This is a genomic window from Polynucleobacter sp. AP-Reno-20A-A9 (assembly GCF_018882085.1).
In the GTDB taxonomy this organism is placed as follows: Bacteria; Pseudomonadota; Gammaproteobacteria; order Burkholderiales; family Burkholderiaceae; genus Polynucleobacter.
The window spans coordinates 121,947-145,281 of sequence record NZ_JACVPB010000003.1; the positions used below are offsets into that span (position 1 = coordinate 121,947).

General features: G+C 45.2%; 28 protein-coding genes and 1 pseudogene. 15 read left to right on the plus strand and 14 right to left on the minus strand.

Features of this window, described 5'->3' with window-relative positions:
- Nucleotides 1-4: 4 nt before the first annotated feature.
- Both modA and ICN39_RS03860 read right to left on the minus strand, forming a co-directional pair.
- The gene (gene modA / locus ICN39_RS03855) at nt 5-763 is read right to left on the minus strand and encodes a molybdate ABC transporter substrate-binding protein (protein ID WP_216232773.1); all 759 of its coding nucleotides are present in this window, start codon (nt 761-763) and stop codon (nt 5-7) included.
- A 48-nt stretch (nt 764-811) separates the two neighbouring features.
- Complete coding sequence (locus ICN39_RS03860; protein WP_216232774.1) at nt 812-1,834, minus strand: substrate-binding domain-containing protein; 1,023 nt, start codon at nt 1,832-1,834, stop codon at nt 812-814.
- Between the two features lie 76 nt (nt 1,835-1,910).
- Between ICN39_RS03860 and ICN39_RS03865 the strand changes: the two genes are divergently transcribed.
- On the plus strand, nt 1,911-2,735 hold the full coding sequence (locus ICN39_RS03865; RefSeq protein WP_216232775.1) for a substrate-binding domain-containing protein: 825 nt from the start codon (nt 1,911-1,913) through the stop codon (nt 2,733-2,735).
- A gap of 83 nt (nt 2,736-2,818) precedes the next feature.
- On the opposite strand, the gene ICN39_RS03870 is transcribed toward ICN39_RS03865, so the two are convergent.
- The gene (locus ICN39_RS03870) at nt 2,819-3,400 is read right to left on the minus strand and encodes a hypothetical protein (RefSeq protein ID WP_255532278.1); all 582 of its coding nucleotides are present in this window, start codon (nt 3,398-3,400) and stop codon (nt 2,819-2,821) included.
- 163 nt (nt 3,401-3,563) lie between these two features.
- On the opposite strand from ICN39_RS03870, the gene ICN39_RS03875 reads away from it, so the two are divergent.
- The 4 genes from ICN39_RS03875 (at nt 3,564) to ICN39_RS03890 (ending at nt 6,457) form a co-directional block, all read left to right on the plus strand.
- On the plus strand, nt 3,564-3,995 hold the full coding sequence (locus tag ICN39_RS03875) for a GNAT family N-acetyltransferase (RefSeq protein ID WP_255532279.1): 432 nt from the start codon (nt 3,564-3,566) through the stop codon (nt 3,993-3,995).
- A gap of 12 nt (nt 3,996-4,007) precedes the next feature.
- Entirely contained in the window at nt 4,008-4,442 is a 435-nt protein-coding gene (locus ICN39_RS03880) for a YbgC/FadM family acyl-CoA thioesterase (RefSeq protein ID WP_216232776.1), read from the plus strand.
- 20 nt (nt 4,443-4,462) lie between these two features.
- Nucleotides 4,463-5,041 (plus strand): hypothetical protein, encoded by a 579-nt coding sequence (locus tag ICN39_RS03885; RefSeq protein ID WP_304609621.1) that lies wholly within the window; start codon nt 4,463-4,465, stop codon nt 5,039-5,041.
- A gap of 135 nt (nt 5,042-5,176) precedes the next feature.
- The gene (locus tag ICN39_RS03890; protein ID WP_216232778.1) at nt 5,177-6,457 is read left to right on the plus strand and encodes a DEAD/DEAH box helicase; all 1,281 of its coding nucleotides are present in this window, start codon (nt 5,177-5,179) and stop codon (nt 6,455-6,457) included.
- Between the two features lie 65 nt (nt 6,458-6,522).
- On the opposite strand, the gene mmsB is transcribed toward ICN39_RS03890, so the two are convergent.
- Nucleotides 6,523-7,404 (minus strand): 3-hydroxyisobutyrate dehydrogenase, encoded by an 882-nt coding sequence (mmsB, locus tag ICN39_RS03895; protein WP_216232779.1) that lies wholly within the window; start codon nt 7,402-7,404, stop codon nt 6,523-6,525.
- A gap of 32 nt (nt 7,405-7,436) precedes the next feature.
- Nucleotides 7,437-7,706 (minus strand): cupin, encoded by a 270-nt coding sequence (locus tag ICN39_RS03900; RefSeq protein WP_216232780.1) that lies wholly within the window; start codon nt 7,704-7,706, stop codon nt 7,437-7,439.
- 60 nt (nt 7,707-7,766) lie between these two features.
- Between ICN39_RS03900 and ICN39_RS03905 the strand changes: the two genes are divergently transcribed.
- Nucleotides 7,767-8,057, plus strand: a complete 291-nt coding sequence (locus ICN39_RS03905; RefSeq protein ID WP_216232781.1) for a DUF1330 domain-containing protein — start codon at nt 7,767-7,769, stop codon at nt 8,055-8,057.
- Between the two features lie 81 nt (nt 8,058-8,138).
- Here ICN39_RS03905 and ICN39_RS03910 read toward each other — a convergent pair whose 3' ends face one another.
- Nucleotides 8,139-8,327 carry a hypothetical protein gene (locus ICN39_RS03910; RefSeq protein ID WP_028819023.1) on the minus strand — a complete coding sequence of 63 codons (189 nt, stop codon included), beginning with the start codon at nt 8,325-8,327 and terminating at the stop codon, nt 8,139-8,141.
- A gap of 160 nt (nt 8,328-8,487) precedes the next feature.
- Between ICN39_RS03910 and ICN39_RS03915 the strand changes: the two are divergent.
- Both ICN39_RS03915 and ICN39_RS03920 read left to right on the plus strand, forming a co-directional pair.
- Nucleotides 8,488-9,457, plus strand: a pseudogene (locus ICN39_RS03915) (Bug family tripartite tricarboxylate transporter substrate binding protein).
- Between the two features lie 35 nt (nt 9,458-9,492).
- On the plus strand, nt 9,493-11,082 hold the full coding sequence (locus ICN39_RS03920; RefSeq protein ID WP_216232782.1) for a rhodanese homology domain-containing protein: 1,590 nt from the start codon (nt 9,493-9,495) through the stop codon (nt 11,080-11,082).
- A gap of 38 nt (nt 11,083-11,120) precedes the next feature.
- Here ICN39_RS03920 and ICN39_RS03925 read toward each other — a convergent pair whose 3' ends face one another.
- Nucleotides 11,121-12,170, minus strand: coding sequence for a fumarylacetoacetate hydrolase family protein (locus ICN39_RS03925; RefSeq protein WP_216232783.1), 1,050 nt, complete (start codon nt 12,168-12,170; stop codon nt 11,121-11,123).
- A gap of 471 nt (nt 12,171-12,641) precedes the next feature.
- Between ICN39_RS03925 and ICN39_RS03930 the strand changes: the two genes are divergently transcribed.
- A complete protein-coding gene (locus tag ICN39_RS03930) occupies nt 12,642-12,863 on the plus strand; it encodes a TIGR02450 family Trp-rich protein (RefSeq protein ID WP_072582941.1) in 222 nt (73 codons plus the stop codon).
- A gap of 54 nt (nt 12,864-12,917) precedes the next feature.
- On the opposite strand, the gene ICN39_RS03935 is transcribed toward ICN39_RS03930, so the two are convergent.
- The gene (locus ICN39_RS03935) at nt 12,918-13,442 is read right to left on the minus strand and encodes a hypothetical protein (RefSeq protein ID WP_216232784.1); all 525 of its coding nucleotides are present in this window, start codon (nt 13,440-13,442) and stop codon (nt 12,918-12,920) included.
- Between the two features lie 104 nt (nt 13,443-13,546).
- On the opposite strand from ICN39_RS03935, the gene ICN39_RS03940 reads away from it, so the two are divergent.
- Complete coding sequence (locus tag ICN39_RS03940) at nt 13,547-13,936, plus strand: group II truncated hemoglobin (RefSeq protein WP_216232785.1); 390 nt, start codon at nt 13,547-13,549, stop codon at nt 13,934-13,936.
- Nucleotides 13,937-13,944: 8 nt separating this feature from the next.
- Here ICN39_RS03940 and ICN39_RS03945 read toward each other — a convergent pair whose 3' ends face one another.
- Entirely contained in the window at nt 13,945-14,889 is a 945-nt protein-coding gene (locus ICN39_RS03945; RefSeq protein ID WP_255532280.1) for a tripartite tricarboxylate transporter substrate binding protein, read from the minus strand.
- Between the two features lie 96 nt (nt 14,890-14,985).
- On the opposite strand from ICN39_RS03945, the gene ICN39_RS03950 reads away from it, so the two are divergent.
- Nucleotides 14,986-15,747 (plus strand): TerC family protein, encoded by a 762-nt coding sequence (locus ICN39_RS03950; protein ID WP_216232787.1) that lies wholly within the window; start codon nt 14,986-14,988, stop codon nt 15,745-15,747.
- 17 nt (nt 15,748-15,764) lie between these two features.
- Here ICN39_RS03950 and ICN39_RS03955 read toward each other — a convergent pair whose 3' ends face one another.
- The 3 genes from ICN39_RS03955 to ICN39_RS03965 are packed head-to-tail and all read right to left on the minus strand — an operon-like array spanning nt 15,765 to nt 18,383.
- Nucleotides 15,765-16,982: an aminoacetone oxidase family FAD-binding enzyme gene (locus ICN39_RS03955; protein WP_216232788.1), complete on the minus strand. Its 1,218-nt coding sequence runs from the start codon at nt 16,980-16,982 to the stop codon at nt 15,765-15,767.
- Between the two features lie 3 nt (nt 16,983-16,985).
- A complete protein-coding gene (locus ICN39_RS03960) occupies nt 16,986-17,498 on the minus strand; it encodes a hypothetical protein (protein ID WP_216232789.1) in 513 nt (170 codons plus the stop codon).
- 27 nt (nt 17,499-17,525) lie between these two features.
- On the minus strand, nt 17,526-18,383 hold the full coding sequence (locus tag ICN39_RS03965; protein ID WP_216232790.1) for a TIGR00730 family Rossman fold protein: 858 nt from the start codon (nt 18,381-18,383) through the stop codon (nt 17,526-17,528).
- Nucleotides 18,384-18,549: 166 nt separating this feature from the next.
- On the opposite strand from ICN39_RS03965, the gene ICN39_RS03970 reads away from it, so the two are divergent.
- Both ICN39_RS03970 and ICN39_RS03975 read left to right on the plus strand, forming a co-directional pair.
- Nucleotides 18,550-18,753 carry a hypothetical protein gene (locus ICN39_RS03970; protein ID WP_216232791.1) on the plus strand — a complete coding sequence of 68 codons (204 nt, stop codon included), beginning with the start codon at nt 18,550-18,552 and terminating at the stop codon, nt 18,751-18,753.
- A gap of 139 nt (nt 18,754-18,892) precedes the next feature.
- Nucleotides 18,893-19,630 carry an ABC transporter substrate-binding protein gene (locus ICN39_RS03975; RefSeq protein WP_216232792.1) on the plus strand — a complete coding sequence of 246 codons (738 nt, stop codon included), beginning with the start codon at nt 18,893-18,895 and terminating at the stop codon, nt 19,628-19,630.
- Nucleotides 19,631-19,644: 14 nt separating this feature from the next.
- On the opposite strand, the gene ICN39_RS03980 is transcribed toward ICN39_RS03975, so the two are convergent.
- Entirely contained in the window at nt 19,645-21,060 is a 1,416-nt protein-coding gene (locus tag ICN39_RS03980) for an MBL fold metallo-hydrolase RNA specificity domain-containing protein (protein WP_216232793.1), read from the minus strand.
- A gap of 64 nt (nt 21,061-21,124) precedes the next feature.
- On the opposite strand from ICN39_RS03980, the gene ICN39_RS03985 reads away from it, so the two are divergent.
- On the plus strand, nt 21,125-22,009 hold the full coding sequence (locus ICN39_RS03985) for an NAD(P)H-hydrate dehydratase (RefSeq protein WP_216232794.1): 885 nt from the start codon (nt 21,125-21,127) through the stop codon (nt 22,007-22,009).
- Nucleotides 22,010-22,015: 6 nt separating this feature from the next.
- Nucleotides 22,016-22,993, plus strand: a complete 978-nt coding sequence (locus ICN39_RS03990; RefSeq protein WP_216232795.1) for a DMT family transporter — start codon at nt 22,016-22,018, stop codon at nt 22,991-22,993.
- 20 nt (nt 22,994-23,013) lie between these two features.
- Here ICN39_RS03990 and ICN39_RS03995 read toward each other — a convergent pair whose 3' ends face one another.
- Nucleotides 23,014-23,286, minus strand: a complete 273-nt coding sequence (locus ICN39_RS03995) for a protein tyrosine phosphatase (RefSeq protein ID WP_216232796.1) — start codon at nt 23,284-23,286, stop codon at nt 23,014-23,016.
- Nucleotides 23,287-23,335 lie beyond the last annotated feature (49 nt).

Here is a 23,335-nt window from a genome sequence, read left to right on the forward strand (position 1 = left end):
GCAACTAAGGTGTGGTGTAGCCATACCTTAGTAAGATAGATTTGGCCTGAGGCCCTTGTATAAAACGATACAAGTCCACTGACTCTTGAGGCGCGCCCTTTATTAACACCATGCGCTGTTTAATGGGCTCATACAGCCTTGTATCAACTAAAAAGAAGCTCGTTTGCTTCGCCACCTCAGGCGACTTAGCTAGAGAAAGTGCAGTAAAACCAATATCCGCTGCACCGCTCATTACATAAGCTGTAGCTGCACCAATATTGTCTGCATAAACCAGCTTATCTTTAGCTAGCCCCCAAAGTCCCTCCGCCTTTAAATACTCAACTGCCGCCTTACCGTAAGGTGCAAGTTCAGGCTTTGCGATAGCTATCTTATTTGCCTTTCCAATAGCCTTGGCAATTTCTGTCTTGCTATCTAGCAAACGAATATCAGAAGAAGTTTTAGTGATGATGGCCAACTTACCAATAGCGTAAATTACCCCTTCATCTATTGTTCTGCCATTCCTAAATAGCTCTAGTGGGAACTGCTCATCAGCAGCAATAAATAAATTAAATGGCGCCCCATTCATGATTTGTGTGGCGAAGTTACCGGATGATCCATAGACCACCCTGGGCTCGGACTTACCCGTGGCTCTGTATGCAGCAGCAATCTCTATAAATGCATCTTTCATATTGGCGGCGACTGCAATAGTGGAAATCTGCGCAAAGGCAGTGCCAATGGAAAAAAGGAATGCCGAAAATAAAGCCAGTAGGCGCGTGGTTCTCATGAAATCCATTCTAGTGGATTGATGTTTCTTTGACGGCCCAAAATAAAACTATAACCATTCCTGAATTTGTCTATTTAAACTGACCGCCTTATATCCCGGCGTCTCTCCAGAGGAACTTCGAATCTTACGAATCAACTTAGATGATTCCGATTGTGCGGCCATCTCCTTGTTCATGGCAATAAAGAAAATTTCATCCTTGAGTGGCACAAAACCAAGGCCATTTTCTAAGGCAATATTCTTTACCCCCAAACCTACATCCGCTTTTCCAGCCAAAATGGCATTAGCGACAGCAGAGTGAGTAAATTCTTCGGCCAGATATCCATCAATCTCCAATGGGTCAATGCCCTCTTCCATGAGCAAGGTATCCAATAGGAGTCTAGTGCCTGAGCCAATCTGGCGATTAATAAAGCGCACTTTTTTACTAACTAAATCTTCTATAGATCGAATATGCAGGGGATTCCCCTTCCTCACAATCAACCCCTGGGTTCGCTTCATTACCGGATAAATTTCAATACCATTTTTTGATAAGCGCTGATAAATTGCTTTTGAGCTCTTCTGATTAGAGACGTGGTAGCCAGCAATATGCGCTTCATTATTCAGCAGCCTTTCCAAAGATTCACCTGAACCGGCAATTTTTAGATCTATCCCACTTACTTCAGTAGCCGCCTTTTGAATCACCGAATCACTACTAGAGAAAAATTTCCAACGAAGACTTTCTGACTTTTGTATTTTCTTAATTTCTTTTTGCAGCACGTCATGGTATTGAGCTTCATGCTTTGAATATCCTGCCTGCATATCCCCAATAAACTGAATTAAAAATTTACCAAACTCAGTCAATATTGATCCATGACCCTTGGTTCTAACAATCAGCGGCATACCCAAAGCTTCTTCGGCCTGATTCAGCTTGCCCCAAGCACCCCTATAAGAGGTGCCCGATTTTTTGCTGGCAACCACCAAGGATCTGCCCCGACCAATGTCTTTTAACAACTGAGATAGCCATATCAGGTCAATGGAGCTTTTTCCATCAACTTTGGTTTTAACAATGAGAGTTGGTCGTACTTCGATTTGCATGTGTAATATTTTGCATATTCAATAAGTAATAATGTATACGATCATAAACCTTTAATCAACTACTTTGAGCCATGCTATGAACAACTTGATTCGCAAACTACTCCCCGCCATTTCCATTGCCCTCTCCATTTTTTCCGCCCAGGTTTGTGCCCAAGAAAAAAGTATTGTGGTCTCATCCACTACCTCCACTGAACAATCCGGTCTTTTCAATTACATATTGCCCATCTTTAAGATGAAGACAGGTATTGAAGTCAAGGTAGTAGCTGTTGGAACAGGGCAGGCATTAGATATTGGCCGTCGCGGCGATGCGGACGTGGTGTTTGTTCATGACAAACCTGCTGAAGAAAAGTTTGTTGAGGAAGGCTTTTCAACTAAACGCTACGAAGTGATGTACAACGACTTCGTCCTCATTGGACCTAAATCAGATCCAGCAAAAATCGGTGGTGGTAAAGATATTCAAGTAGCCCTACAAAAAATTTCTTCAGCTCAAGCCCCGTTTATATCGCGTGCAGACAAAAGTGGGACTCATGCTGCAGAACTTCGTTACTGGAAAGGTGTGGGCATCACCCCTTCCTCCAGTCAATCTTGGTATAAAGAAACAGGCTCCGGTATGGGCCCAGCCCTTAATACTGCTTCTGCCATGAACGGCTACATTTTGGCTGACCGCGCTACTTGGCTCAGCTTTAAGAACCGCGGTGATCTAGTCATTCTTGTTCAAGGCGACCCAAAGCTATTTAACCAATATGGTGTGATGCTAGTAAACCCAGCAAAGTTTCCTCATGTGAAAAAAGCTCAGGGTCAAGAATTTATTGACTGGCTCATTTCCAAAAACGGACAAGATGCTATTGCCAGCTACAAGATTGATGGCGAGCAACTCTTTTTCCCGAATGCCAAGAAATAATCCTGGCTCCATCAAGAAAAAAGCCCGCATCTGCGGGCTTTTTCATAACTAGCGTACTACCCAGTTATTCGTTACTTGAAGACTTATTTCTTTGGTGTTACGAAACCAATAGCTGTGTCGTCAACAAACTCAACCATGACGTCATCACCAGCTTTGAATTTCTCAAGACCTAAAACAGCTGGGTCTACCTTAACTTTTTGCTTCTCGCCGCTTGGCAATGTGAAAGTTACGATACGTGTCTTTTGATCAATTGTTGAGATCTTTACAGTTGCGTAAACAGTTTCTGTAGTCTCTTCGAAAGGCTTAGCAGAACCTTTGCCAGCGATCACAACAGAGCGCACACCTGAAACACCTGGCTTCTGATCTTTACCAACAGCAGTTAAGCCAACAGCAACTGCCTGTGCATGCTCAACCAAGAATACGTCGCCCTTCTTAACCTTATCTAAATCATTGATAGATTTAGCAACATTCATCTGCGCCAAATTACCATTAGCATCTTTCAATACAACGATGCGTTTTTTAGCATCTACTGAATCAACTGTTGCACTCAAAACTACAACATCAGCAGCTAAAGGCAACATCTTTGCGGGCAGTTGTGCAAAAACAGAACTTGCAAAGGTAACGCCTACTGCAGCAAACAAACTAGCTAATAAAGATTTCTTCAAGATAACTCCTAATTGAGTAAAAGGTTTTGGACGAGCTCAATCTAGAGCCACAATTCATTGTAACCATGGAATGGGGCAGTTTTTGTATGGAATCGAACCATCCTCACTCCCGTCGATATTTGGTAAATTAGGTTGAAATTGGCACTTGGAGGCGCTGGGAATCTTGGAAATACTGACTAAACCCTGGAAAGAAGCTGAGGAGGACGCCTTTTTGGTGCGTCAAGAGGTCTTCATACGGGAGCAAAAGGTTCCAGCAAAGCTTGAATTAGACGAATTTGACCCCTCTGCGGCCCATGCCCTAGCCTACCAAGCAGCGCACTGTATTGGCACCGGCCGATTGGTTGATTTAGGCGGCGGATTATTTCAAATTGGACGCATGGCTGTCTTAGCCCAATTCAGAAATCAGGGGGTAGGAAGGCAAATCCTAGAGAGGTTAGTTCATCTAGCCCGATCTCAAGGAGCGGAGTCTATCGTCTTGCACTCCCAAGTAAACGCTATACCCTTCTATGAAAAACTAGGCTTTCAGACACAGGGGTCTACTTACAGCGAAGCTGGGATTACTCATCGTAATATGATTCTCTTATTGCCCAACTAGTTTTACCGATCAATGACAACCATCCACAATCCAAATCCCGCCGTCTCTACTTATACCCATCGAGTCTGCTACTCGGATACAGATGCAGCAGGCTTTGTCTATCACGGCCGTTATCTAGAGATTTTTGAACGCAGCCGTGCAGAGTGGCTTGCACAAAGAGGCTTAAGCCCTACCAAACTAGTTAACGAACTCAATATCGTGATGCCTGTGCGTGAACTCACCATGAACTTCTATAAGCCAGGTCGCTTGGATGACATTCTTTACATTGATCAGGTAATTGAGCATCGCGGTCGCACTCAGATATCAGTAAAACAAACTGCGCAGAGAAAAGTTCTTGGGAGTGATGATTTAGAAACCATTGCCAGCGCGGTATTGCATATCGTCTGCGTCGATACCAATACCCTTAAACCTAAGGCATGGCCTGATGGATTATTTCTTGCTGAGTGATATTGGCAATGGAGAGCAATATGTCTAATGGAAAATTACTGACCTTTGTTAAAGAACTCAGCCTGCTACTTGAGCAAAAGCCAGGCGAAGAGATTATTTTTACGAAAGGCAAGAAATTATTAGAGAAACTAATTGCAGTGGATGATTGGTTACCAGAAGAGTTCACCAAACCCCATCCGCAGTATTACCAGCAATACCTTTTATATGCCGACCCCTTGGATCGATTCTCTGTGGTGAGTTTCGTTTGGGGACCAGGCCAAAAAACACCGCTACACAATCACACGGCATGGGGAATGATCGGTCAGTTGCGTGGCCAAGAAACAGGCACCCCATACTATCGACAAGCTGATGCCAGCTTTAAAGCGGGTAAGGCATGCGTTAGTTTGCCTGGTCACGTGGATACCGTATCTCCAGATACGCACGACATTCACGTAGTCGAAAATAGCTTAAGCGACAAGACTTCGATCAGCATTCATGTGTATGGAGGCAATATTGGCCGTATTCATCGCTCGGTATTTGATCCTGCAACTGGTGCAGAAAAGTCATTTGTCTCCGGTTATGCCAATACTCTCGTGCCCAACCTCTGGAATCCAGCGTAATTCTCTAATTAATCAGCTTTTGGGGTTGATGACTTAAAATAGGAGCTCTTACTGCAAACGCCCTAGCGTGGCAGCTCACCCCATTGACCGGGATAGTCGTTTAATTGAATACGGGTCAATACTTTATTGGCCCCTATGTTATTCACAGATCTTGGTTTATCAGAACCCATTCTTCGCGCTATTGCTGAAGAAGGCTACACCAGCCCCACCCCGATTCAAGCAAAATCGATTCCCGCTGTCTTAAAAGGCGGCGATCTTTTAGCTGCCGCACAAACGGGCACAGGAAAAACTGCCGGTTTTACACTCCCCATTCTGCAGCGCCTCACCTCTTCAAAGCCTAGCTCAGGCAAACGTCTGTTACGCGTACTCATTCTGACGCCAACACGAGAATTAGCCGCTCAAGTCCAAGAGTCTGTTGTGACTTATGGCAAATACACTGGCTTGAAGTCCACTGTGATTTTTGGCGGTGTTGGCGCTAATCCGCAAATTAAAGCGATTGCTGGTGGCTTGGATATTTTGGTAGCCACACCTGGTCGCCTATTGGATCTCATGTCACAAAATTGTGTCTCACTCAATGACATCGAAATTTTAGTGCTCGATGAAGCCGACCGTATGCTTGATATGGGCTTCTTACGTGATATTAAAAAGATCTTAGCCGCCTTGCCCAAGAAGCGTCAAAATCTTTTATTCTCAGCAACCTTTTCTACTGAAATTAAACAATTAGCAGACGGCTTGCTCAATTCGCCTGAGTTGATTGAGGTGGCTCGTAGTAATAGTGCTAATGAAGCCATTGCCCAATTGATTCATCCGGTTGATAGAACCAAGAAACACCCTCTACTAGCCCATCTCATTAAGACCAACGACTGGAAGCAGGTACTGGTCTTTACGCGTACCAAGCATGGCGCGAATAAGCTGGTTACTCAGTTAGAAAATGATGGCATCACTAGTATGGCTATTCATGGCAATAAAAGCCAAAGCGCTCGTACCAAAGCATTGGCTGATTTCAAGGCTGGTAAATTAACTGCATTAGTTGCTACCGACATTGCTGCACGCGGTATTGATATTGACCAACTCCCTCACGTAGTGAACTACGACCTGCCAAACGTTTCTGAAGATTACGTACATCGCATTGGTCGTACTGGTCGCGCAGGCTCAAATGGTGTAGCAGTCTCTCTGGTGTGCGTTGATGAACATCAGATGCTCAGAGATATTGAGAAACTCATTAAACAAAAGCTACCGCAAGAAGTGATTGCCGGTTTTGAACCAGATCCAAATGCCGTGGCTCAACCGATTCAGCTGCGCAGTCAGCAACACCAGCAATCTCGCAAACCAAGACCTGCTGGCGCAGGCGGAACTCAAGCGAAGAAAGCTCCTGCCAAGCGCAGCAGTCAACCCAAAAGAAGTTTTAGTCGCTAAAACAACTTGTGTTTAGCTTATTGACATGATCCAGACCTGATTTGGTTGATCTACGAAGGGTCTCATTATTTATTTTTTAAATTAAAGACGCTTGAGAAATCCAGCTGGCCATTACCTGCTTTGCTGTGATTATCGTAAAGTTGCTGCGCTAATTTTCCGAGGGGAATACTAGCATCGAGATTTTCTGCATTCTCTACCGCCAAGCCTAAGTCCTTAAGCATGAGATCCACACCAAAACCACCGGCGTAACCTTTTGAAGAAGGCACGTTTTCCATTACGCCGGGACAAGGGTTATATAGCTCCAAAGCCCAGTTGCGGCCCGAACTCTTGGACATGATGTCAGACAGTACTTTAGGATCCATGCCGTTCGCGATGCCCAAACGCAGCGCCTCACTCGTTCCTAACATCTGAATGCCTAACATCATGTTGTTGCAGACTTTGACGGTCTGACCCGCTCCATTGCCCCCGGCATGAAAGATATTCTTACCCATCTTTTCTAATAAAGGGCGCGCGCACTCAACAGCACTTTCTTCGCCGCCAACCATAAACGTTAAAGTGCCTGCTTGCGCACCTGCAGTCCCGCCTGAGACTGGGGCATCAATCATGGCAAAGCCTTTTGCCTTAGCAGCGATAGCAACTGCTTGAGCCACCTTAGGTGAAATCGTTGAGCAATCAATCAGTAGTGTTTTAGGATTTGCACTTGCCAATAAACCAGCATCACCAAGATATAAACCCTCGACATGGCGAGAAGCTGGCAACATGCTGATCAATACATCGGCATCTTTTGCGGTGTCATTGGCGTTAGTTGCAACACTACCCCCTGCGGCTGCAAAGACATCAAGCTGACTCTTCACTAAATCAAAGCCTGTAACTTGATGCCCTGCTTGTAATAAATTCAGAGCCATTGGTAAGCCCATATTGCCAAGCCCAATAAATCCAATTTTCATATCATTCTCAATTTCTTAATATTGTTTATTGTTTATTGTTTTCTAGAGGCCAGGTATTTCACTCCCTCAGGTCCATAGGACTCAGAATGCACCTCTTTAAATCCTAGCTCAAAAACATCACCAGTCTTGTAGGCACTACTCTTTCCATTAATGGTGATTTCAATACTACCCTCAATTACTAGCGCCCTCACTTCAAAAGGATGCTCGTGATTGCCAAGCTGACCGTTAGGGACTTGCTGCACCTCTACCGGCTCAGGAAATCCGTCCTGCTGAAGCAGCAGCTGAAATTGCTCAGTATTCATGTCCTAACTATAGCGTGGATATACTCTCTTAGCATTCGGCAATCTATTTAAGGAGTCGTGATGGTAAAAGTTATTGGATTAATGGAGCTCATGGATCAAGGCGCATTTGAACAATATCGCTCCCAAGTGGGTCAAACAGTTGAACTCTATCAGGGCTCCATCAAAAACCGCGGTTCAGTTGCGGAACAGTTTTGGAATGAATTGGGGATTGCACCCTTTAGTACTTTTGTGGAACTCGAGTTTCCTGAAGTACAGGATGCTCATGCTTGGGCTACTAGCCCTGAATATCAAGCGCTAGTACCCATTCGCAGCAAGGCAATGAAGCTAACCCTGTTTAGCGTTGTCATCTAAAAAGAATATTGAATATGTAATTTGCCAATAAAAAAGCCTAGCTCGAAAAAGCTAGGCTTATCAATCAGTCTGGAGTGAGAATTACTTCTTAGCTTCCATCGCTTCTTTAGCGGCCGTGATTTCTTTACGACGCTCCTTGCAGGCACCAGCGATTTCTTGCAAGGCCTTACGTGCGCGAGCAGCAGATGCCTTAATACCTTTTTCAATAAATTTTTCGTTTTCAGCTTTGTAAGTTTCAAAAGCAGCCAACAATGTATCGTGTTGTGACATCTCATCTCCTATTAACAAATGAATATTTATACTGACAGCCCGGTCAGTATATCCCTATAAAAACCATAGAAAATCGCTCCCTAAATCAGGGATAACTCTTATATTGCGGGGTTAAGCCAAAATAGACCTATAAATCTTATAAATACACTGGAGACACATAATGTTCAGAAATATCCTGGCAATACTGGTCGGGAGCCTCATTGGGCTGTCCGCTAGTGCCCAAACTAGCTCTTGGCCGGCCCCTAACAAGCCAATTACCTTTATTAACCCCTTCCCACCAGGCGGGGCTGTGGATGCCTTTGGACGCCCTTTAGCAAAGCAGCTCTCAACACAGCTAAATGACGCGATCGTGGTTGATAACCGGGGCGGTGCAGGTGGAACCTTGGGTGCCGCAGTTGCAGCAAAAATGGCACCGGATGGCTATACCTGGCTTCTTGGTGCAGTGCATCACTCCATTGCCCCAAGCATGTATACAAACCTCTCATATGACATCACCAAGGATTTTGAGCCAGTCGCAATGATTGCTAGCGTTCCTCATGTCATTGTTGTGAACCCAAACAAGTTTCCAAAAAATGATTTGAAATCCATCATGGCGGAGATTCGGAAGTACCCAGGAAAATATAACTACGCTTCTACAGGCAATGGCACTTCGCAGCATTTAACAGGCGAACTCTTTAAGCTGCAAAACAAATTATTCATCACCCACATTCCCTATCGCGGAACAGGTCCTGCCCTTCAGGATCTTGTTGCAGGTCAAGTGGATATGATGTTTGATACCTTGGCAGGTGCAGCACCATAAAAATGGTCAGCTTATTGCAGTTGCTGTTGCAACCCCCAAAAGAGTGGATGCATTTCCAAATGTCCCAACTGCTCAAGAGTTGGGAATCTCTAATTTCATCGTATCTAGTTGGTATGCTTTGTGGGCAATCAAGGGAACACCCAAAGACATTGTCGACAAGATGAGTGCCGAAACGCAGATAGCGCTTGCTTCACCTGATATTAAGGAGCGCTGGGCAGCTATGGGTGCAAGCGTGCCTAAGATGACGCGCCCTGAACTGGCCGCCTACATCAATCAAGAGGTGGTGCGCTGGGGTGAGGTAGTCAAAAAATCCGGCGCCAAGTTAGACTAAAAGATATTCATTAAATTAAAAATTCAAGAGACAGCATGACCATTCAAACCAAAAATTATTCCTTTGTTCGCAACAAACTTCTCAATAAAGAAGAGATTGCATTTTTAGATGTGCGCGAGGAAGATCCTCACGCACAAGAGCACCCCCTCTTTGCTGCCAACCTCCCCTTTTCTAGAGTAGAGATTGATGCTTATGCAAAGCTGCCGAAGAAAACCACGCCCATCGTCACTCTAGATGATGGCGAAGGTTTTGCTCAATTAGCCGCGCAACGCTTTATCAATCTTGGCTACACCGATGTATCTGTTTTCGATGGTGGCGTTCAAGGCTGGAAATCGGCTGGTGGTGAGGTATTTAAAGACGTTAATGTTCCCAGTAAGTCATTTGGTGAATTTGTGGAGTCCAAGCGTCACACCCCCTCCCTATCGGCACAAGAAGTAAAACAATTAATCGACAACAAGGAAGATGTTGTGGTTGTAGATGTGCGCCGTTTTGATGAATACAACACAATGAGTATTCCAACAGGCATCAGCGTTCCAGGGGCAGAGCTAGTGCTGCGTCTCCCAGAATTAGCGCCTAATCCAAAGACAAAGGTCATTGTGAACTGCGCAGGCAGAACCCGTAGCATTATCGGCACGCAGTCGCTGATTAATGCCGGCATTCCAAATGAAGTGAATGCCTTACGTAACGGTACGATTGGCTGGACACTTGCCGGCCAAGAGTTAGATAAGGGGCAAAGCAGAAAGTTTCAGGAAGTCAGCGACGACACTAGAAACGAAGCAGCGGTCCGCGCTCGCAGTGTTGCTGATCGGGCAGGTGTCAAGCGTGCCAGCCTTAGTGATGTACAGACATGGAAGGCGCAATCTGATCGAACTACTTATTTCTTTGATACGCGCACCCCTGATGAATATGAAGCAGGTCATCTTCCTGGCTTTAGATCAGTGCCAGGCGGGCAGCTCGTACAAGAAACTGAGATGGTTGCCCCAGTTCGTGGTGCTCGGGTAGTTTTAGTAGACCCTAGTGGTGGCGGAGTACGCGCCAATATGCCCGCATCTTGGTTGGCGCAAATGGCTTGGGATATTTACGTTCTCGATGGAGTCAATGTCTCCGATCTCACCGAAAAAGGAGTCTGGAAGACCCCCCTGCCCAATCTTCCAACAATAGAGAGTGTTGACGCAGTGACGGCATCCAATTGGCTTAAGAGCGATAGCAATACGATTGCAATCGATTTCAGCACACATGCCAACTACGTTAAAGGACATATTCCTGGAAGCTGGTATGCCCTACGCTCACAACTGGCTGAAGCAATGAAAAAAATTCCTCAGGTAGATCGCTATGTCATTACCAGCTCACCAGCTGAATTAAGTCTTTTTGCTGCCCAGGAAGTGCAAGCGTTGACTGAAGCCGAGGTACTCGTTTTAGAGGGTGGCAATGCCGCCTGGATAAAAGCAGGCTTAGATCAGGAGAAAGGTCCGAGTCATTTAGCATCCCCTCCTTTAGATCGCTATAAGCGCCCATATGAAGGCACTAGCGTAGATCCTGCAGCGATGCAGGCCTATCTTGACTGGGAGTTTGGCTTAGTGGAACAACTGGGCAAGGACGGAACCCATCACTTCTGGGTTCTTTAGGTCCTTGCTGTTGTTCTGAATGCCTACTGAGTTATCAGTTAAGCAATCTTGTTGCGGATGATGCCGATGCCGGTGATGTTTGTTTCCATGACATCACCCGGCTTCATAAACTCCTGAGGAGTTCTTCCTGCGCCAACCCCAGATGGAGTGCCGGTCGCAATGATATCGCCAGGTAGCAAGGTTAGGCCACGCGATAGCTCAGCAATAATTGCTGGGATCTTGAAATACATTTGCTTGTAACTAGCGTTTTGTTTTTCAACGCCATTCACACGGCAAATAATGCGAGTGTCCTCCAAATTGACGCCACCTGCAGTAACAACCCAGGGACCCATCGGGCCGTGACCATCTATACTCTTGCCTTTAAACCATTGACCGGACTGGCGTTTTTGCTGAATATCACGCGCTGTAGTGTCGTTGTAGGCAGAATAGCCAAAGACATAGTCCATTGCATTTTCTTCAGAAATATTCTTACCCTTTTTACCAATCACCACTGCTAGCTCAGCTTCCCAGTCAATCATGGTGGAAATGCCAGCGTCATAAGGAATGTTGTCGAATGGGCCATTCATGGTTTGCGTACCTTTAGTAAATAGCACGGGAACCTTTGGATACTCTTTTACAGCAGTATCAGCACGATGCTTGAGACCCTCTTCAAAGTGGTCAAGGTAATTCCAGCCCACACAATAAATATTGCTTTGTGGCTTGGGAATAGGTGACAACAAAATCACTGTATTTACATTTGCCAAATTACTACTACGACCTTTAAATAATGTCGCCAACTCTAGCAAGCCTTTGTTGCCAGAACTAGCTAATGAAATCATTGAAGTAGGATCAAATGAGAGCTGCACCTTTTGACGAGCAGCTTCCGCAGGGATATCAACCACCATGCCGTCATTGGTGACCAAACCCAATCTTGAGGTGGCGCCCATTTTTGGCAGATAGTTGGCAATTCTAAGGCCTGCTTTACCAGTCAACGGCTCCACCACAATCGGCGGCTGGCCATCAGCAGCAGCAAGTGCATTAGAAATAAACATGCCGCTCATAGCAGCAGATGCACCCAATTTAAGCGCATCTCTCCGATTTGTATCCACAGCGTCTCCTTCAATATTTTTTTTAATGTTTTATTAATACTAATACGTTGTTTATTAAACAATCTGCCGTAAATATTAATACCAAACCCAGTTCTTAGGCGAAATATTGGAAATATCGCTATCCTCTAGTGGTGAGACCCTTGAAAATCCCCTCCCTAATTCACCTAGTAATCTACTTTGCGACCCTTCTTGGGCTAAGCGCCTGTGGACGAGAGACGTATACCACTTGGAGCTGTAACTCCCCTTCTGAATCCAAGATTCCTATGGTGCTTCGAAAGGCCCAAATGGAATTTAAGGGGGCAGTACTGGATTATTGCGGCAGTTTGGGTGCTCAAAGCTACTTTGACGAAAAATGCTCAGGCCAAACCGATCAATCGAAGACTGTATTTACAACCTCCTCAGGACTGCTTCTGACCAAAGGTCAAGAATATCAGTGCACTGCCTTATAAAAAGCATAGGAATGCATCAACGATGAATCGACTCAGCCCCAAGAAATTACTCCTCACCAAATGGACTGCAGTTAAACCGATTGCCAAGCAAAAGCATTTTCTCGTCAGTAAAGTAATCCTACCCGAGCCACCAAACGAAAAAATTGAGTTCGTCGAAATTGAGGCGGTCTACTCTAAGCAAACTACGCAAATTGCTTGGCGTGATCTCACCAATAGCGAATTATGGTTGCAGGGCTGGAAATAAAAAACCGCCCCAATTCTGGGGCGGCCTTCTGTTTTGCAATATTAGAGATCGATACTATTCAGATTTCTTCTTGCCTCCGGATTTTTTAACTAAGTCATCGATATTCTTTTCAGCAGTCTCGGCAACTTGGTTAACAATGCGGCGCCCTTCTTTAAACATCTTCTGCCCGGTTGTAGACATTTCGTTTACAACCTTAGAGAGCTTATCTGCGTGACTTGGTAATTTATTTTCAGCATCCTCCAGCCAGCCCACTAAAGAACTGCGAACCTTTTCCAAATGCTTTTCAGTTTCATCGGCAGCACTCTCGCCAATATCTTTGAGAACTGACTTCACCTTCTTTTGATAGACTGCAGCACGCTTGGCGGTTTCTTTTGCTGCCTCTTCTTGTAGGTCTTTTAATTTAGCTAAATCGTTCTTAGCGGCTGACTTGGCGCTATCAAGGGCATTTTTCATGCCCCACTCCATTTCAGCAATATGATGCTCGCCCAACTGTTTGGCGGCATCCAGTAGCTTATGTGAGTATTCAAACAGCTCCTTAGCTTTTTCTTGTTGCCACTTTTGAAGATCTTTTGCATCCATTTTTACACTCCTGTAAACAAGGTTTAATAAGGCTTTGATGTTTAACTCTATACCGAAATAGATGAACTGCCAATGCCCCTAAATTCAGGCATTAAAATGAGGGTATGACTGAGAGACAATCCATTTATGACGCTATCGGCGGAATCGACAAGGTTGATGAATTAGTAGATCGTTTTTACGATTTAATGGCTTTAGAGCCCCATTTTCAGGATCTACGGTCCATGCACCCCCAGGATCTTTCAGGATCTAGAGAAAAGTTGAAATTTTTCCTTACCGGCTGGATGGGGGGTCCCGATATTTACTCTCCCAAGTATGGTCACCCTATGCTTAGGGCACGACATCTACCATTCAAGATTGGCTTAAAAGAGCGAGATCAATGGCTTGCGTGCATGTATAAAGCAATGGAAGAGTGCGGGATATCTGGCAATGCTGCGAAGCAACTCGAGGAGTCTTTTCTAAACACTGCAGATTGGATGAGAAACCAAGCCAACTAATCATTCGATTAGTCGAGCTTTGCTCCCGCTTGTTTAACGGCTTTTGCCCAGCGCGGCATTTCCGCCGTAAGAAACTTAGTAAATTGTTCGGCGTTTAAATAAGCTGGATCAGCACCCTGATCAATCATTTTTCTCTGAACCTCTGGAGATTCGAGTGTTTCCTTAAATGCTTGGCTCAGTTTATTTACAGCCTCCGGTGGCGTTCCCTTGGGCGCTAAGACCCCGTAAAACCCGACAACATCTAGATTGGCAACTCCAGTTTCAATTACCGTGGGGACGTTAGGTAAAGCAGGATTACGTTTCGCACTAGTTACAGCTAATGCCTTTACCTTCCCCTGTTTGGCGTAATTAGCTGCTTGCGGAACAGACTCCGCCATAAATTGCACATGACCTGCAATCAAATCGGTAAAGGCAGGGGCGCTTCCTTTGAATGGAATATGCACCATAAAAATTCCAGTCTCACTTTTAAGCATCTCTGGAACTAAATGAGAAATTCCGCCATTACCAGCGGAGCCATAGTTCAGTTTTCCTGGATTTGCTTTTGCATAAGCCACAAACTCCTTCAGGGTGTTAGCCTGAACATCCTTGTTCACAATTAAGGCAAGAGGTTGCTGAGCTGTTCTAGCAACAGGTTGAAAATCTTTTAAGGTGTCATAGGGTGACTTGGTGTAGATCGCAGGATTAATGACCATCGTTCCCGTATTTGCCAGCAGCACGGTATAACCATCAGCCGGAGATTGAGCAACAAACTGAGCGCCAACCGCACCCCCAGCCCCAGCCTTGTAATCCACAATGACGGTTTGACCTAAAGAAGATTGCAGCTTGTCAACCAAAAGACGAATATGAGCATCCAGGGGGCCGCCCGCAGGGAAGCCAATAATGATCTTGATGGGCTTATCAGGATATGCCCCATTAGCTGGATTAATTACTAAAAATGCGACTGCAATCAGCAAAAATATCCTGATAACTTGTATGGACTTGTACATAAAGGGCTGCATTGAATTTACTTGGATACACTTTACCTTAAGACCACATTTGTAAAGTAGAAAATGATTGAAAGTTCTATGCAACTCCTGAGTGATCCCAATACTTGGATTGCCTTTCTGACTCTCTCTGCCCTTGAAATTATTCTCGGCATTGACAACATCATTTTTATTAGCGTTATCGCCAACAGACTCCCCTCTGAAATTCGGGAGAAAGTTCGCCGCTTTGGCCTTTTATTTGCATTGGTCACCCGCATTCTTTTATTGCTTAGCTTGTCGTGGGTAATGGGCCTCACCAACCCCCTCTTCAGCATTTCTGACCACCTGATTAGCGGTAGAGATTTAATCCTATTGCTCGGTGGATTCTTTCTCATCTGGAAAGCCTCTAAAGAAATTTATATTGAAATAGAAGTGGGTGAGCATGGTGACGAGCAAAGCGACTCCCCAGGGAAGGACGGCGCCAAGTCAATGTTCTCTTTATTTATTGGCTCTGTTTTACAAATTGGCTTACTAGATATTATTTTCTCTCTGGATAGCGTGATTACAGCTGTAGGTATGGTTGATCAAATTAGTGTCATGATCGCAGCAGTCCTTGCTTCGGTACTTATCATGCTCATTGCCGCTAAGCCCATCGGAGATTTTGTTCAGCGCCACCCCTCTATTAAAGTGCTGGCCTTGTCATTCCTGACTGTTGTAGGCGTGGTACTCATCGCAGAAGGAATGGGTGTTCACATTCCTAAAGGCTATGTCTACGTTGCTATGGCATTTTCTTTATCGGTTGAGCTTTTAAATATCCGCTCACGTGAAAAGAAAAGACAGTCGAAGTAAGCCCTGATTTGCGGGCTTTATAGGGATTGTGCGCAAGCAAAACCGCTTGCCCAAGCCCACTGAAAATTGTGTCCCCCCAAATGACCAGTGACATCCACGCACTCACCAATAAAGAATAATCCTGGATGCTTGCGCGACATCATCGTTTGCCCGTCGAGCTCTTTGGTATCCACCCCACCCAACATTACCTCTGCTTTTTTCCAGCCCAGGGTACCTGCTGGCTTTACAGACCAGTTCGTTAGTAGCTCCTTAAGAGCTTGGCGATCTTTTTTGGAGACCTCAGCCCATTTACGGCCCATTAAATTACGCTGCTCTGCAAATGCTTTAGCTAATCGCTGAGGAAGTACAGAAGCCAAAATCGTTTCAGTTAGCTTTAAGCGATTCTCATCATTGTTAAAGAGCTCATCGCAATTAAATCCTCCAGGACGCTCAATTGCCCCAAGCCAATCAATATGAATGGGTTCGCCCTCTTCCCAATAACTGCTTGCCTGAAGAACCGCAGGACCTGATAGGCCTTTGTGCGTCAGAAGCAAATCCTCATTAAATCTACAGGCGCCGTATCGATGGCCCTTAGAGCCAGAGGCAATTCTGACTGGGACAGCTAGACCGGCTAATTCACTGAGATCGCCGAAATTATCCGCAGTAAATGAGAGCGGTACTAATGCGGGCCTAGGATCAATCACATTCATGGAAAATTGCTTGGCAATATCCAATGAATAGGGCGTTGCTCCAATGGCAGGCACCGGCAACCCTCCAGTTGCCATGACTACTGACTTGGATTTTTCAGTGCCAGCGTTCGTTTGAATTAACCAGCGATCGCCTTCTTGCTCAATTGATTGCACAGATACCGGATGACGAATAGTCACATTTCCTTTGGCACATTCTGCAAACAACATATCAATGATTTGTTTAGCAGACTCATCGCAAAATAATTGGCCTTGGTGTTTCTCATGGTAATTAATGCCATGGGATGTGACCAGTTTGATAAATTCGGATGAGGGATATCTAGCAAGCGCACTTTTAACAAAATGCTGGTTGAGAGATAAGAAGTTAGCCGGGCTGCTGTGTAAATTAGTAAAGTTGCAACGACCACCACCACTAATGCGAATCTTCTCACCCAGAACCTCTGCGTGATCCAGCACAAGCACTTTTTTTCCTAACTGTCCTGCAACTCCTGCACAAAATAAGCCGGCTGCTCCGCCACCGATAATGATGGCATCCCAAGTTTTACTCATAGATTACTCAAAACGATCAATGATGTCAGATGAGATATTGAGTTTTCTCATGTGAAGCTTGGTATAGGCTTGGCGAAAGTTCTTAGTCATTGAGATCATGACTGATGCAGTCCATGCAAAGGCAAACATTCCAGAAAAAGCGATGATAACTGCCAGCATCTTCCAGCCATCGGGCAGAATATCCTCCATGAACCCCATTGCTGTATATGTACTACCGCTAAATAGAATGCATTGCCCCAGTGCAGGTAGCAACTTGAATACATACAAAGCAATGCCCCAAATCAGTATTTCAGCGATATGAGTTAAGAATAAGCAGAAGACGCTCACGTAAAAACAGAAAGCTACTGCAGAGTATTTTTTCTCAGTCAAATATAGAAAAGTTTTGACTTCATAGCGCTTAGCAACCTGTAGCAGCACTACTCCATGAAAAACCATAACCAATGAGAGCATGACCCCACCCAAGAGATAGCCCGGAAGATCTAGAGATGTAGCGATGCTAGTTTGCGAAGGATTCATAAGGGGGATTTTACAGGGGAGCGTGTATTAACCCAATTGATACCAATCCCGAATTACCTGCCAAGCATCCTGGGCCGTCTCAGAGAAGTGAATGGTTTGCATATCCTCCTCATCAATCACTCCAAATTCCACCATATGATTGAAGTTAATCACATCATTCCAGTAGGCCTTACCCACCAATATCACCGGGATGCGGACCACTTTCTTAGTCTGCATGAGGGTGAGTACCTCAAACATCTCATCAAAGGACCCAAAGCCTCCAGGGTAAACAACGATCGCCCTAGCACGCAACATAAAGTGCATCTTGCGCAGCGCGAAGTAGTGAAAGCGAAAACTTAAGCCGGGAGTGAGGTATGCATTGGGTTGCTGCTCTCTGGGTAGGCTGATATTAAATCCAATGGTTTTATCGCCCGCCTCAAATGCACCTCGATTAGCGGCCTCCATAATTCCAGGGCCACCTCCAGTGCAAACATGAAGCTTATTAGCGCTGCTCTCTTGAGTGGCGTTGTAGTGAGCTACTAATGCCCCGAACTCTCGGGCTGACTCGTAGTACCTGCTGTGTAAGAATGCTTTGTTGGCAGCCGTAATCTCCTCCGGAGTCTTTGCTTTTTTCTTTAGAGTCAATGCCTCAGCATGACTAATAAATCGAGTTGAACCAAAGACAGTAATCGTATGCTCAATACCTTGCTCATTTAGCAGAACATTAGGCTTAAGTAACTCCAACTCAAAGCGAATGCCCATAGTCTCTCTTCGAGCTAAAAAGGCTTCGTCATCAAAAGCAAACTTATAAGAATCTTCTGAATCATCTTCTGCTATTTGACTCTTGTGAAGATTTAAAAAATCAGTAATGGTCTGTGAGTTATTAATCGGGAGTTTCGGACTCATATTCCAACCTTCGAGGGTATCTATAAGCTAATCTTAACCTGCACACTAAGTTAGTGTTAATACCTAGTTCTATCGAAGATAAGGTGCTCTAGGGATTATTGGGATTTACCTGGTGCTAAAGGCGAGTTACTATTGCTAGAATCTCAACTAAATCGAAGGAAAAGCAATGAGCAACCGTTCAATCATCATTATGGTACTAGTCTTAATTGGTGCCACTGCCTACTTACTCCTCAAAGGCGACGGTAACGTTGATATGGGCGGCGAAAAGCATGGTGCAGAAGCTGCTCATATGGAAGAAGCAAAGAAAGATGCTCCTGCAGCTGCTCCAGTAGCGCCTGCTGCGGCTCCTGCGGCTGACGCTAAGAAGTAATCTCTTCTTTTGCTTATAAAACCGCGGTCCGCCGCGGTTTTTTTATCGCCATATTTTAATGAAGCTGATATTTTCCTCGCTCCTATATTTTGCACTTTTGTGTGTATCGCAACTTGCTATTAGTCAATCATCTAAGACCATGAAAACTATTGATCAGCCCACTCTGTCTTCCTTTGCACCAACCGGTATTCTGCGTGTTGGCATTAATTTAGGCAATCCAATTCTTGCCAATGAAGATCCAAGCTCAAAAAATTTATATGGCGTAACGATTGATATCGCTAGTGAGATCGGGAAGCGCACTTCATTGCCTGTGCAATTAATTCCCTTCAAAACGGCGGGGTCAACAGTCGATGCCGTAAAGACCGGTGAAATCGATTTAGTATTTGTGGCGATCGATCCAGTTCGTGGCGCTGATATTAGCTATACCCCAGCCTATATTCAAATTGAAGGGGCCTATATGGTGAAAGTCTCATCCCCATTAAAGCTGAATGATGAAGTGGATGCCGCTGATAATGAAATCGTAGTTGGCAAAGGCAGCGCCTATGATCTCTACCTTACGCGTGAGATTAAGAATGCTGCCCTACTCAGAGCCGCAAGCTCACAAGCAGTGATTGATGACTTCATGTCTGGAGCAGGAAATGTCGCAGCGGGCGTAAAACAACAGCTAGAAAGTGATGCCAAGCGCTATGAGGGCTTACGCATGCTACCCGGTCGTTTCATGGTGATTAATCAAGCGATTGGCATACCGAAGGCTAGGCCCAACTATCAAAGTACTAGCGCCTACTTAAGCAACGTCATTACAGAGTTAAAGCAATCTGGCTTTATAGCGGATGCCATGAAACGTCATAATATCCAAGGCGCAAAAGTAGCCGACTAAATAAGCTAATTAGATTAGCACTGATAAGCATGTAAATGCTCAGGGATAATGACGTTTTCCCAATGCAATTCATCCCTGATGCATTTAGCCAATACAGAAGATGATTCAGGCTCACCGTGCACTACAAAAACGGTTTTTGGCGACCGCTCAAATCCCCTAAGCCAATCTAACAAGCCTGCTTGATCAGCATGGGCAGACAATCCACCAATCGTATGTATTGAGGCCTTAACAGGAACATCCTCACCAAACAATCGCACTTTCTGCACTTTGTCCACTAAACGCCTACCGAGACTTCCGTACGCCTGGAATCCAGTGATCACAATAGCATTTTGCGTGCGAGGTAAATTACTAGCTAAGTGATGAACTATGCGACCAGCATCACACATACCGCTCGCTGAAATAATGATTGCCCCACCCTTAACTTTATTCAGAGCTTTTGACTCTTCCACGTCCGCAATGAAGCGAAGATCTACAGCATCTTGGTTATTTTTAAACCAAGTAAAAGTTGCCTGTGAGCTCCCATCCAATTGCGAGAAAAAATGTTGGGTTAAATGAGTGGCTGCAGTAGCCATTGGTGAGTCCACCCAAATACTTAAATGAGGTAAACGCCCTCTTTTAACTAAGTCAATCAAGAGAAATAAAATCTCTTGGGTACGCCCTACCGCAAAGGCGGGCATCACTACATTGCCGTGCGCGGTCATAGTTGAGGAAATCACCTCAACCAACTCGTCTTCAGTATCTTGCAAACTACGGTGTAGACGGTCGCCATAGGTCGATTCAACAACAACTACATCAGCATCCTTAACCAAATCAGGATCAGGCATTAAGACCTTACCCTTCATACCAATATCACCGGAGAAGACGCAACGCTTTTTCTTGGCACCATCCTCCGAGATATCCATTATGGCGATGGCAGAACCTAATATATGACCTGCATTACGAAACTCTAGGGATACTCCCGGCGCCAATTCCGTCACCTGCCCATAATCGAGCGGCTGAAACTGATTCAAGGTCATTTCGACCTCTTCAATAGAATATAAGGCAACAGGAATCTCTCCATGCCACTTGCCTGCCCTGATCTTTCTCTCTGCCCTCTCTACATCTGAGCGCTGCAAATGGGCGCTATCCAGCAAAAGAATTTTCAATAATTCAAAGGTGGCATTTGTACAATAAATAGCGCCTGAAAAACCTTGAGCACATAGACGGGGTAATAAACCGCTATGGTCGATATGCGCATGTGTTAGCACCACGCAATCAAGATCCTTTGGCGAAAATGGTAATGGCTCAAGATTCTTATTTGTTGCCTCGCGCCCACCCTGAAACATTCCGTAGTCAACCATGAAATGTCTTAGCCTTCCAGACAACATGACCTCGACCGAATGGCGTGAGCCCGTTACCTCTCCTGCTGCACCAAAAAACTGGATCTTCATAGGTTTAGCATACTCTTTCCTATAATTAGCTCAATACCCCTGAAATCAGAGCGATACTATTTAAATGAATCCGCAACCTGTGACCTTAGACACCTTCAAGCAAGTGAAGCTGCTGCGGCGCCAGCCGTCAGAACATAAAGGTAGCGCAGGCAAAGTCGTTTTAATGGGCGGTGCACCAGGAATGGCTGGCGCCCTGATTTTGGCGGGCAATGCATGCTTACATCTAGGTGCCGGCTGGACGATCTTAGAAATATTAGATCCTGCCTCAGCACGCGCAGATCTTGATCACCCAGAGCTCATGATTCGCCTTGCTACAGGAGATGTTTATGAAACACTCAATGCTACTCAGCCTGATGTTGTTGCTATTGGCCCAGGTCTTGGCAAGTCAACTTTAGCAATTCAATGCTTGCGTGCTTCACTCTTGTATCCAAACACTCCATTGGTGATTGATGCTGATGCGCTGAATTTAATCAGCGAATCCACTGAGTTGCTCGAGCAACTACAAGCTCGTAATCGAGCGCTTCCAGAATTAACCGTACTTACCCCTCACCCCGGCGAAGCGGCAAAACTTTTGAAGACCACAACAGAAATTGTGCAATCAGATCGTGTGGGTGCAATTAAACAGTTGGTTGAGCACACGCAATCGATTGTGGTTCTCAAAGGACAACATACTTTGATTGCCTCCCCACAGCATTCACTGGTGGAATGTCTTGCCGGCAACCCCGGAATGGGCACAGGTGGCATGGGAGATATTCTGACGGGAAGTATTGCCGCTATCGCCGCTCAAGGAATTCGACATCAACTGGATCTATGGCAAGCCACTGGCATTGCAGTTGAGCTACACGCCAGCGCGGCAGATAGCTTAGTGAACAAAGGGATTGGCCCAATAGGCTTAACACCCTCAGAGACCATCTTGGAAATGCGAGCGCTACTCAATAAGCTGTTATAAATCGTTATGCATTCAGCAAGAGCAGCACATCTTCACCAACGCTACCTCTATGGCATTTTGATGGCCGGAGTGGGCTCAATGCTATTTTCCGGCAAAGCTATTTTGGTAAAGCTCGCTTTTGGTTATGGCGCAAATGCAGAGACTCTTTTAGCCTTGCGCATGCTTATAGCACTCCCCTTATTCTGGGGAATCTTCTGGTGGGAGTCCCGTCGTAAGGCGATGAACCCCATCACCTGGCTTGATAGGGCTAAATTATTTTTCCTCGGATTTTTAGGTTACTTTTTATCAAGCTATATTGATTTTTTGGGACTGCAATACATCTCAGTTGGCTTAGAAAGAATTGTTCTTTACCTCACCCCAACCATTGTTTTATTAATCTCTTATTTTGTTTTAAAGAAACCCGTATCTCAACTGCAGTGGTTCTCGCTCATCGTTGGCTACATTGGGGTTTTTATCGTCTTTATTCAAGATGCCAGCTCCACTGGCATTGGCGCCTGGTTAGGCATGGCCCTCGTATTTGGTAGTGCTTGCTCCTATGCGGCCTACATGATTGGTGCAGGAGAAATGGTTAAGCGTATTGGCAGCGTACGCTTGGTTGTCTATGCCAGTTCAGCCTCGGCATTTTTGAGCATCGCGCAGTCAACTATCCACAACCCACTAGCTATATTTGAGCAGCCCATACCAATTTATTGGTTTAGTCTACTCAATGCCAGCTTATGCACGGTCATTCCAATGCTGCTGATTATGATCGCAATCAACCGCATCGGATCTCCACTAGTGGCTCAAGCTGGAATACTAGGTCCAGTCTCCACTATCTTTATGGGATATCTCATTTTGGCGGAGCCAATCACTTGGACGCAAATTAGCGGTATGACTTTGGTGATGGCTGCAATGTGGTTGCTGGTACGCAATGATGCGCCAACAAAAAAGTCACCAGACCCCAAAAGATCTGATGACTTTGATGGTGCAGAACCTCTTAATTAAGAGGGGATGATTTCTGTGGCTTACTGAGCTGCAGCGTCAGCTGCTGCTTTAGTTTTCTTTTTAGACTTCTTTTTCGCTTTTTTCTCAGCCTTCTTTTCTTTCTTTGCTTTTTTCTTGGCTTTTTTCTCAGCAGACTTCTCAGCCGGAGTTGCGGCAGGGGCGGCCACTGGAGCGGCCACTGGAGCGGCAGCAGGTGCAGGAGCTGGATCAGCAGCCATCACAGAGATAGGGGCAATACCGATAGCAGCAGAAATCAGGGTTGCCAAGCTCAAGCGCGCGATACGAGAAATCATGTAATTCTCCAAAAGAGTTTGTGGATAATTTAATAATACTCAAATATTT

What these genes read in the sequence shown, in the direction of transcription:
- ICN39_RS03960 (WP_216232789.1), bottom strand. Translation starts at nt 17,498, where the DNA reads ATGAATCCTTCGCAAACTAGCATCGCTACATCTCTAGATCTTCCGGGC.
- ICN39_RS03920 (WP_216232782.1), top strand. Translation starts at nt 9,493, where the DNA reads ATGACCATTCAAACCAAAAATTATTCCTTTGTTCGCAACAAACTTCTC.
- ICN39_RS03990 (WP_216232795.1), top strand. Translation starts at nt 22,016, where the DNA reads ATGCATTCAGCAAGAGCAGCACATCTTCACCAACGCTACCTCTATGGC.
- modA (WP_216232773.1), bottom strand. Translation starts at nt 763, where the DNA reads ATGAGAACCACGCGCCTACTGGCTTTATTTTCGGCATTCCTTTTTTCC.
- ICN39_RS03940 (WP_216232785.1), top strand. Translation starts at nt 13,547, where the DNA reads ATGACTGAGAGACAATCCATTTATGACGCTATCGGCGGAATCGACAAG.
- ICN39_RS03885 (WP_304609621.1), top strand. Translation starts at nt 4,463, where the DNA reads ATGTCTAATGGAAAATTACTGACCTTTGTTAAAGAACTCAGCCTGCTA.
- ICN39_RS03950 (WP_216232787.1), top strand. Translation starts at nt 14,986, where the DNA reads ATGATTGAAAGTTCTATGCAACTCCTGAGTGATCCCAATACTTGGATT.
- ICN39_RS03910 (WP_028819023.1), bottom strand. Translation starts at nt 8,327, where the DNA reads ATGTCACAACACGATACATTGTTGGCTGCTTTTGAAACTTACAAAGCT.
- ICN39_RS03980 (WP_216232793.1), bottom strand. Translation starts at nt 21,060, where the DNA reads ATGAAGATCCAGTTTTTTGGTGCAGCAGGAGAGGTAACGGGCTCACGC.
- ICN39_RS03860 (WP_216232774.1), bottom strand. Translation starts at nt 1,834, where the DNA reads ATGCAAATCGAAGTACGACCAACTCTCATTGTTAAAACCAAAGTTGAT.
- ICN39_RS03890 (WP_216232778.1), top strand. Translation starts at nt 5,177, where the DNA reads ATGTTATTCACAGATCTTGGTTTATCAGAACCCATTCTTCGCGCTATT.
- ICN39_RS03995 (WP_216232796.1), bottom strand. Translation starts at nt 23,286, where the DNA reads ATGATTTCTCGTATCGCGCGCTTGAGCTTGGCAACCCTGATTTCTGCT.
- ICN39_RS03900 (WP_216232780.1), bottom strand. Translation starts at nt 7,706, where the DNA reads ATGAATACTGAGCAATTTCAGCTGCTGCTTCAGCAGGACGGATTTCCT.
- ICN39_RS03975 (WP_216232792.1), top strand. Translation starts at nt 18,893, where the DNA reads ATGAAAACTATTGATCAGCCCACTCTGTCTTCCTTTGCACCAACCGGT.
- ICN39_RS03970 (WP_216232791.1), top strand. Translation starts at nt 18,550, where the DNA reads ATGAGCAACCGTTCAATCATCATTATGGTACTAGTCTTAATTGGTGCC.
- ICN39_RS03865 (WP_216232775.1), top strand. Translation starts at nt 1,911, where the DNA reads ATGAACAACTTGATTCGCAAACTACTCCCCGCCATTTCCATTGCCCTC.
- mmsB (WP_216232779.1), bottom strand. Translation starts at nt 7,404, where the DNA reads ATGAAAATTGGATTTATTGGGCTTGGCAATATGGGCTTACCAATGGCT.
- ICN39_RS03965 (WP_216232790.1), bottom strand. Translation starts at nt 18,383, where the DNA reads ATGAGTCCGAAACTCCCGATTAATAACTCACAGACCATTACTGATTTT.
- ICN39_RS03955 (WP_216232788.1), bottom strand. Translation starts at nt 16,982, where the DNA reads ATGAGTAAAACTTGGGATGCCATCATTATCGGTGGCGGAGCAGCCGGC.
- ICN39_RS03905 (WP_216232781.1), top strand. Translation starts at nt 7,767, where the DNA reads ATGGTAAAAGTTATTGGATTAATGGAGCTCATGGATCAAGGCGCATTT.
- ICN39_RS03935 (WP_216232784.1), bottom strand. Translation starts at nt 13,442, where the DNA reads ATGGATGCAAAAGATCTTCAAAAGTGGCAACAAGAAAAAGCTAAGGAG.
- ICN39_RS03880 (WP_216232776.1), top strand. Translation starts at nt 4,008, where the DNA reads ATGACAACCATCCACAATCCAAATCCCGCCGTCTCTACTTATACCCAT.
- ICN39_RS03930 (WP_072582941.1), top strand. Translation starts at nt 12,642, where the DNA reads ATGAATCGACTCAGCCCCAAGAAATTACTCCTCACCAAATGGACTGCA.
- ICN39_RS03985 (WP_216232794.1), top strand. Translation starts at nt 21,125, where the DNA reads ATGAATCCGCAACCTGTGACCTTAGACACCTTCAAGCAAGTGAAGCTG.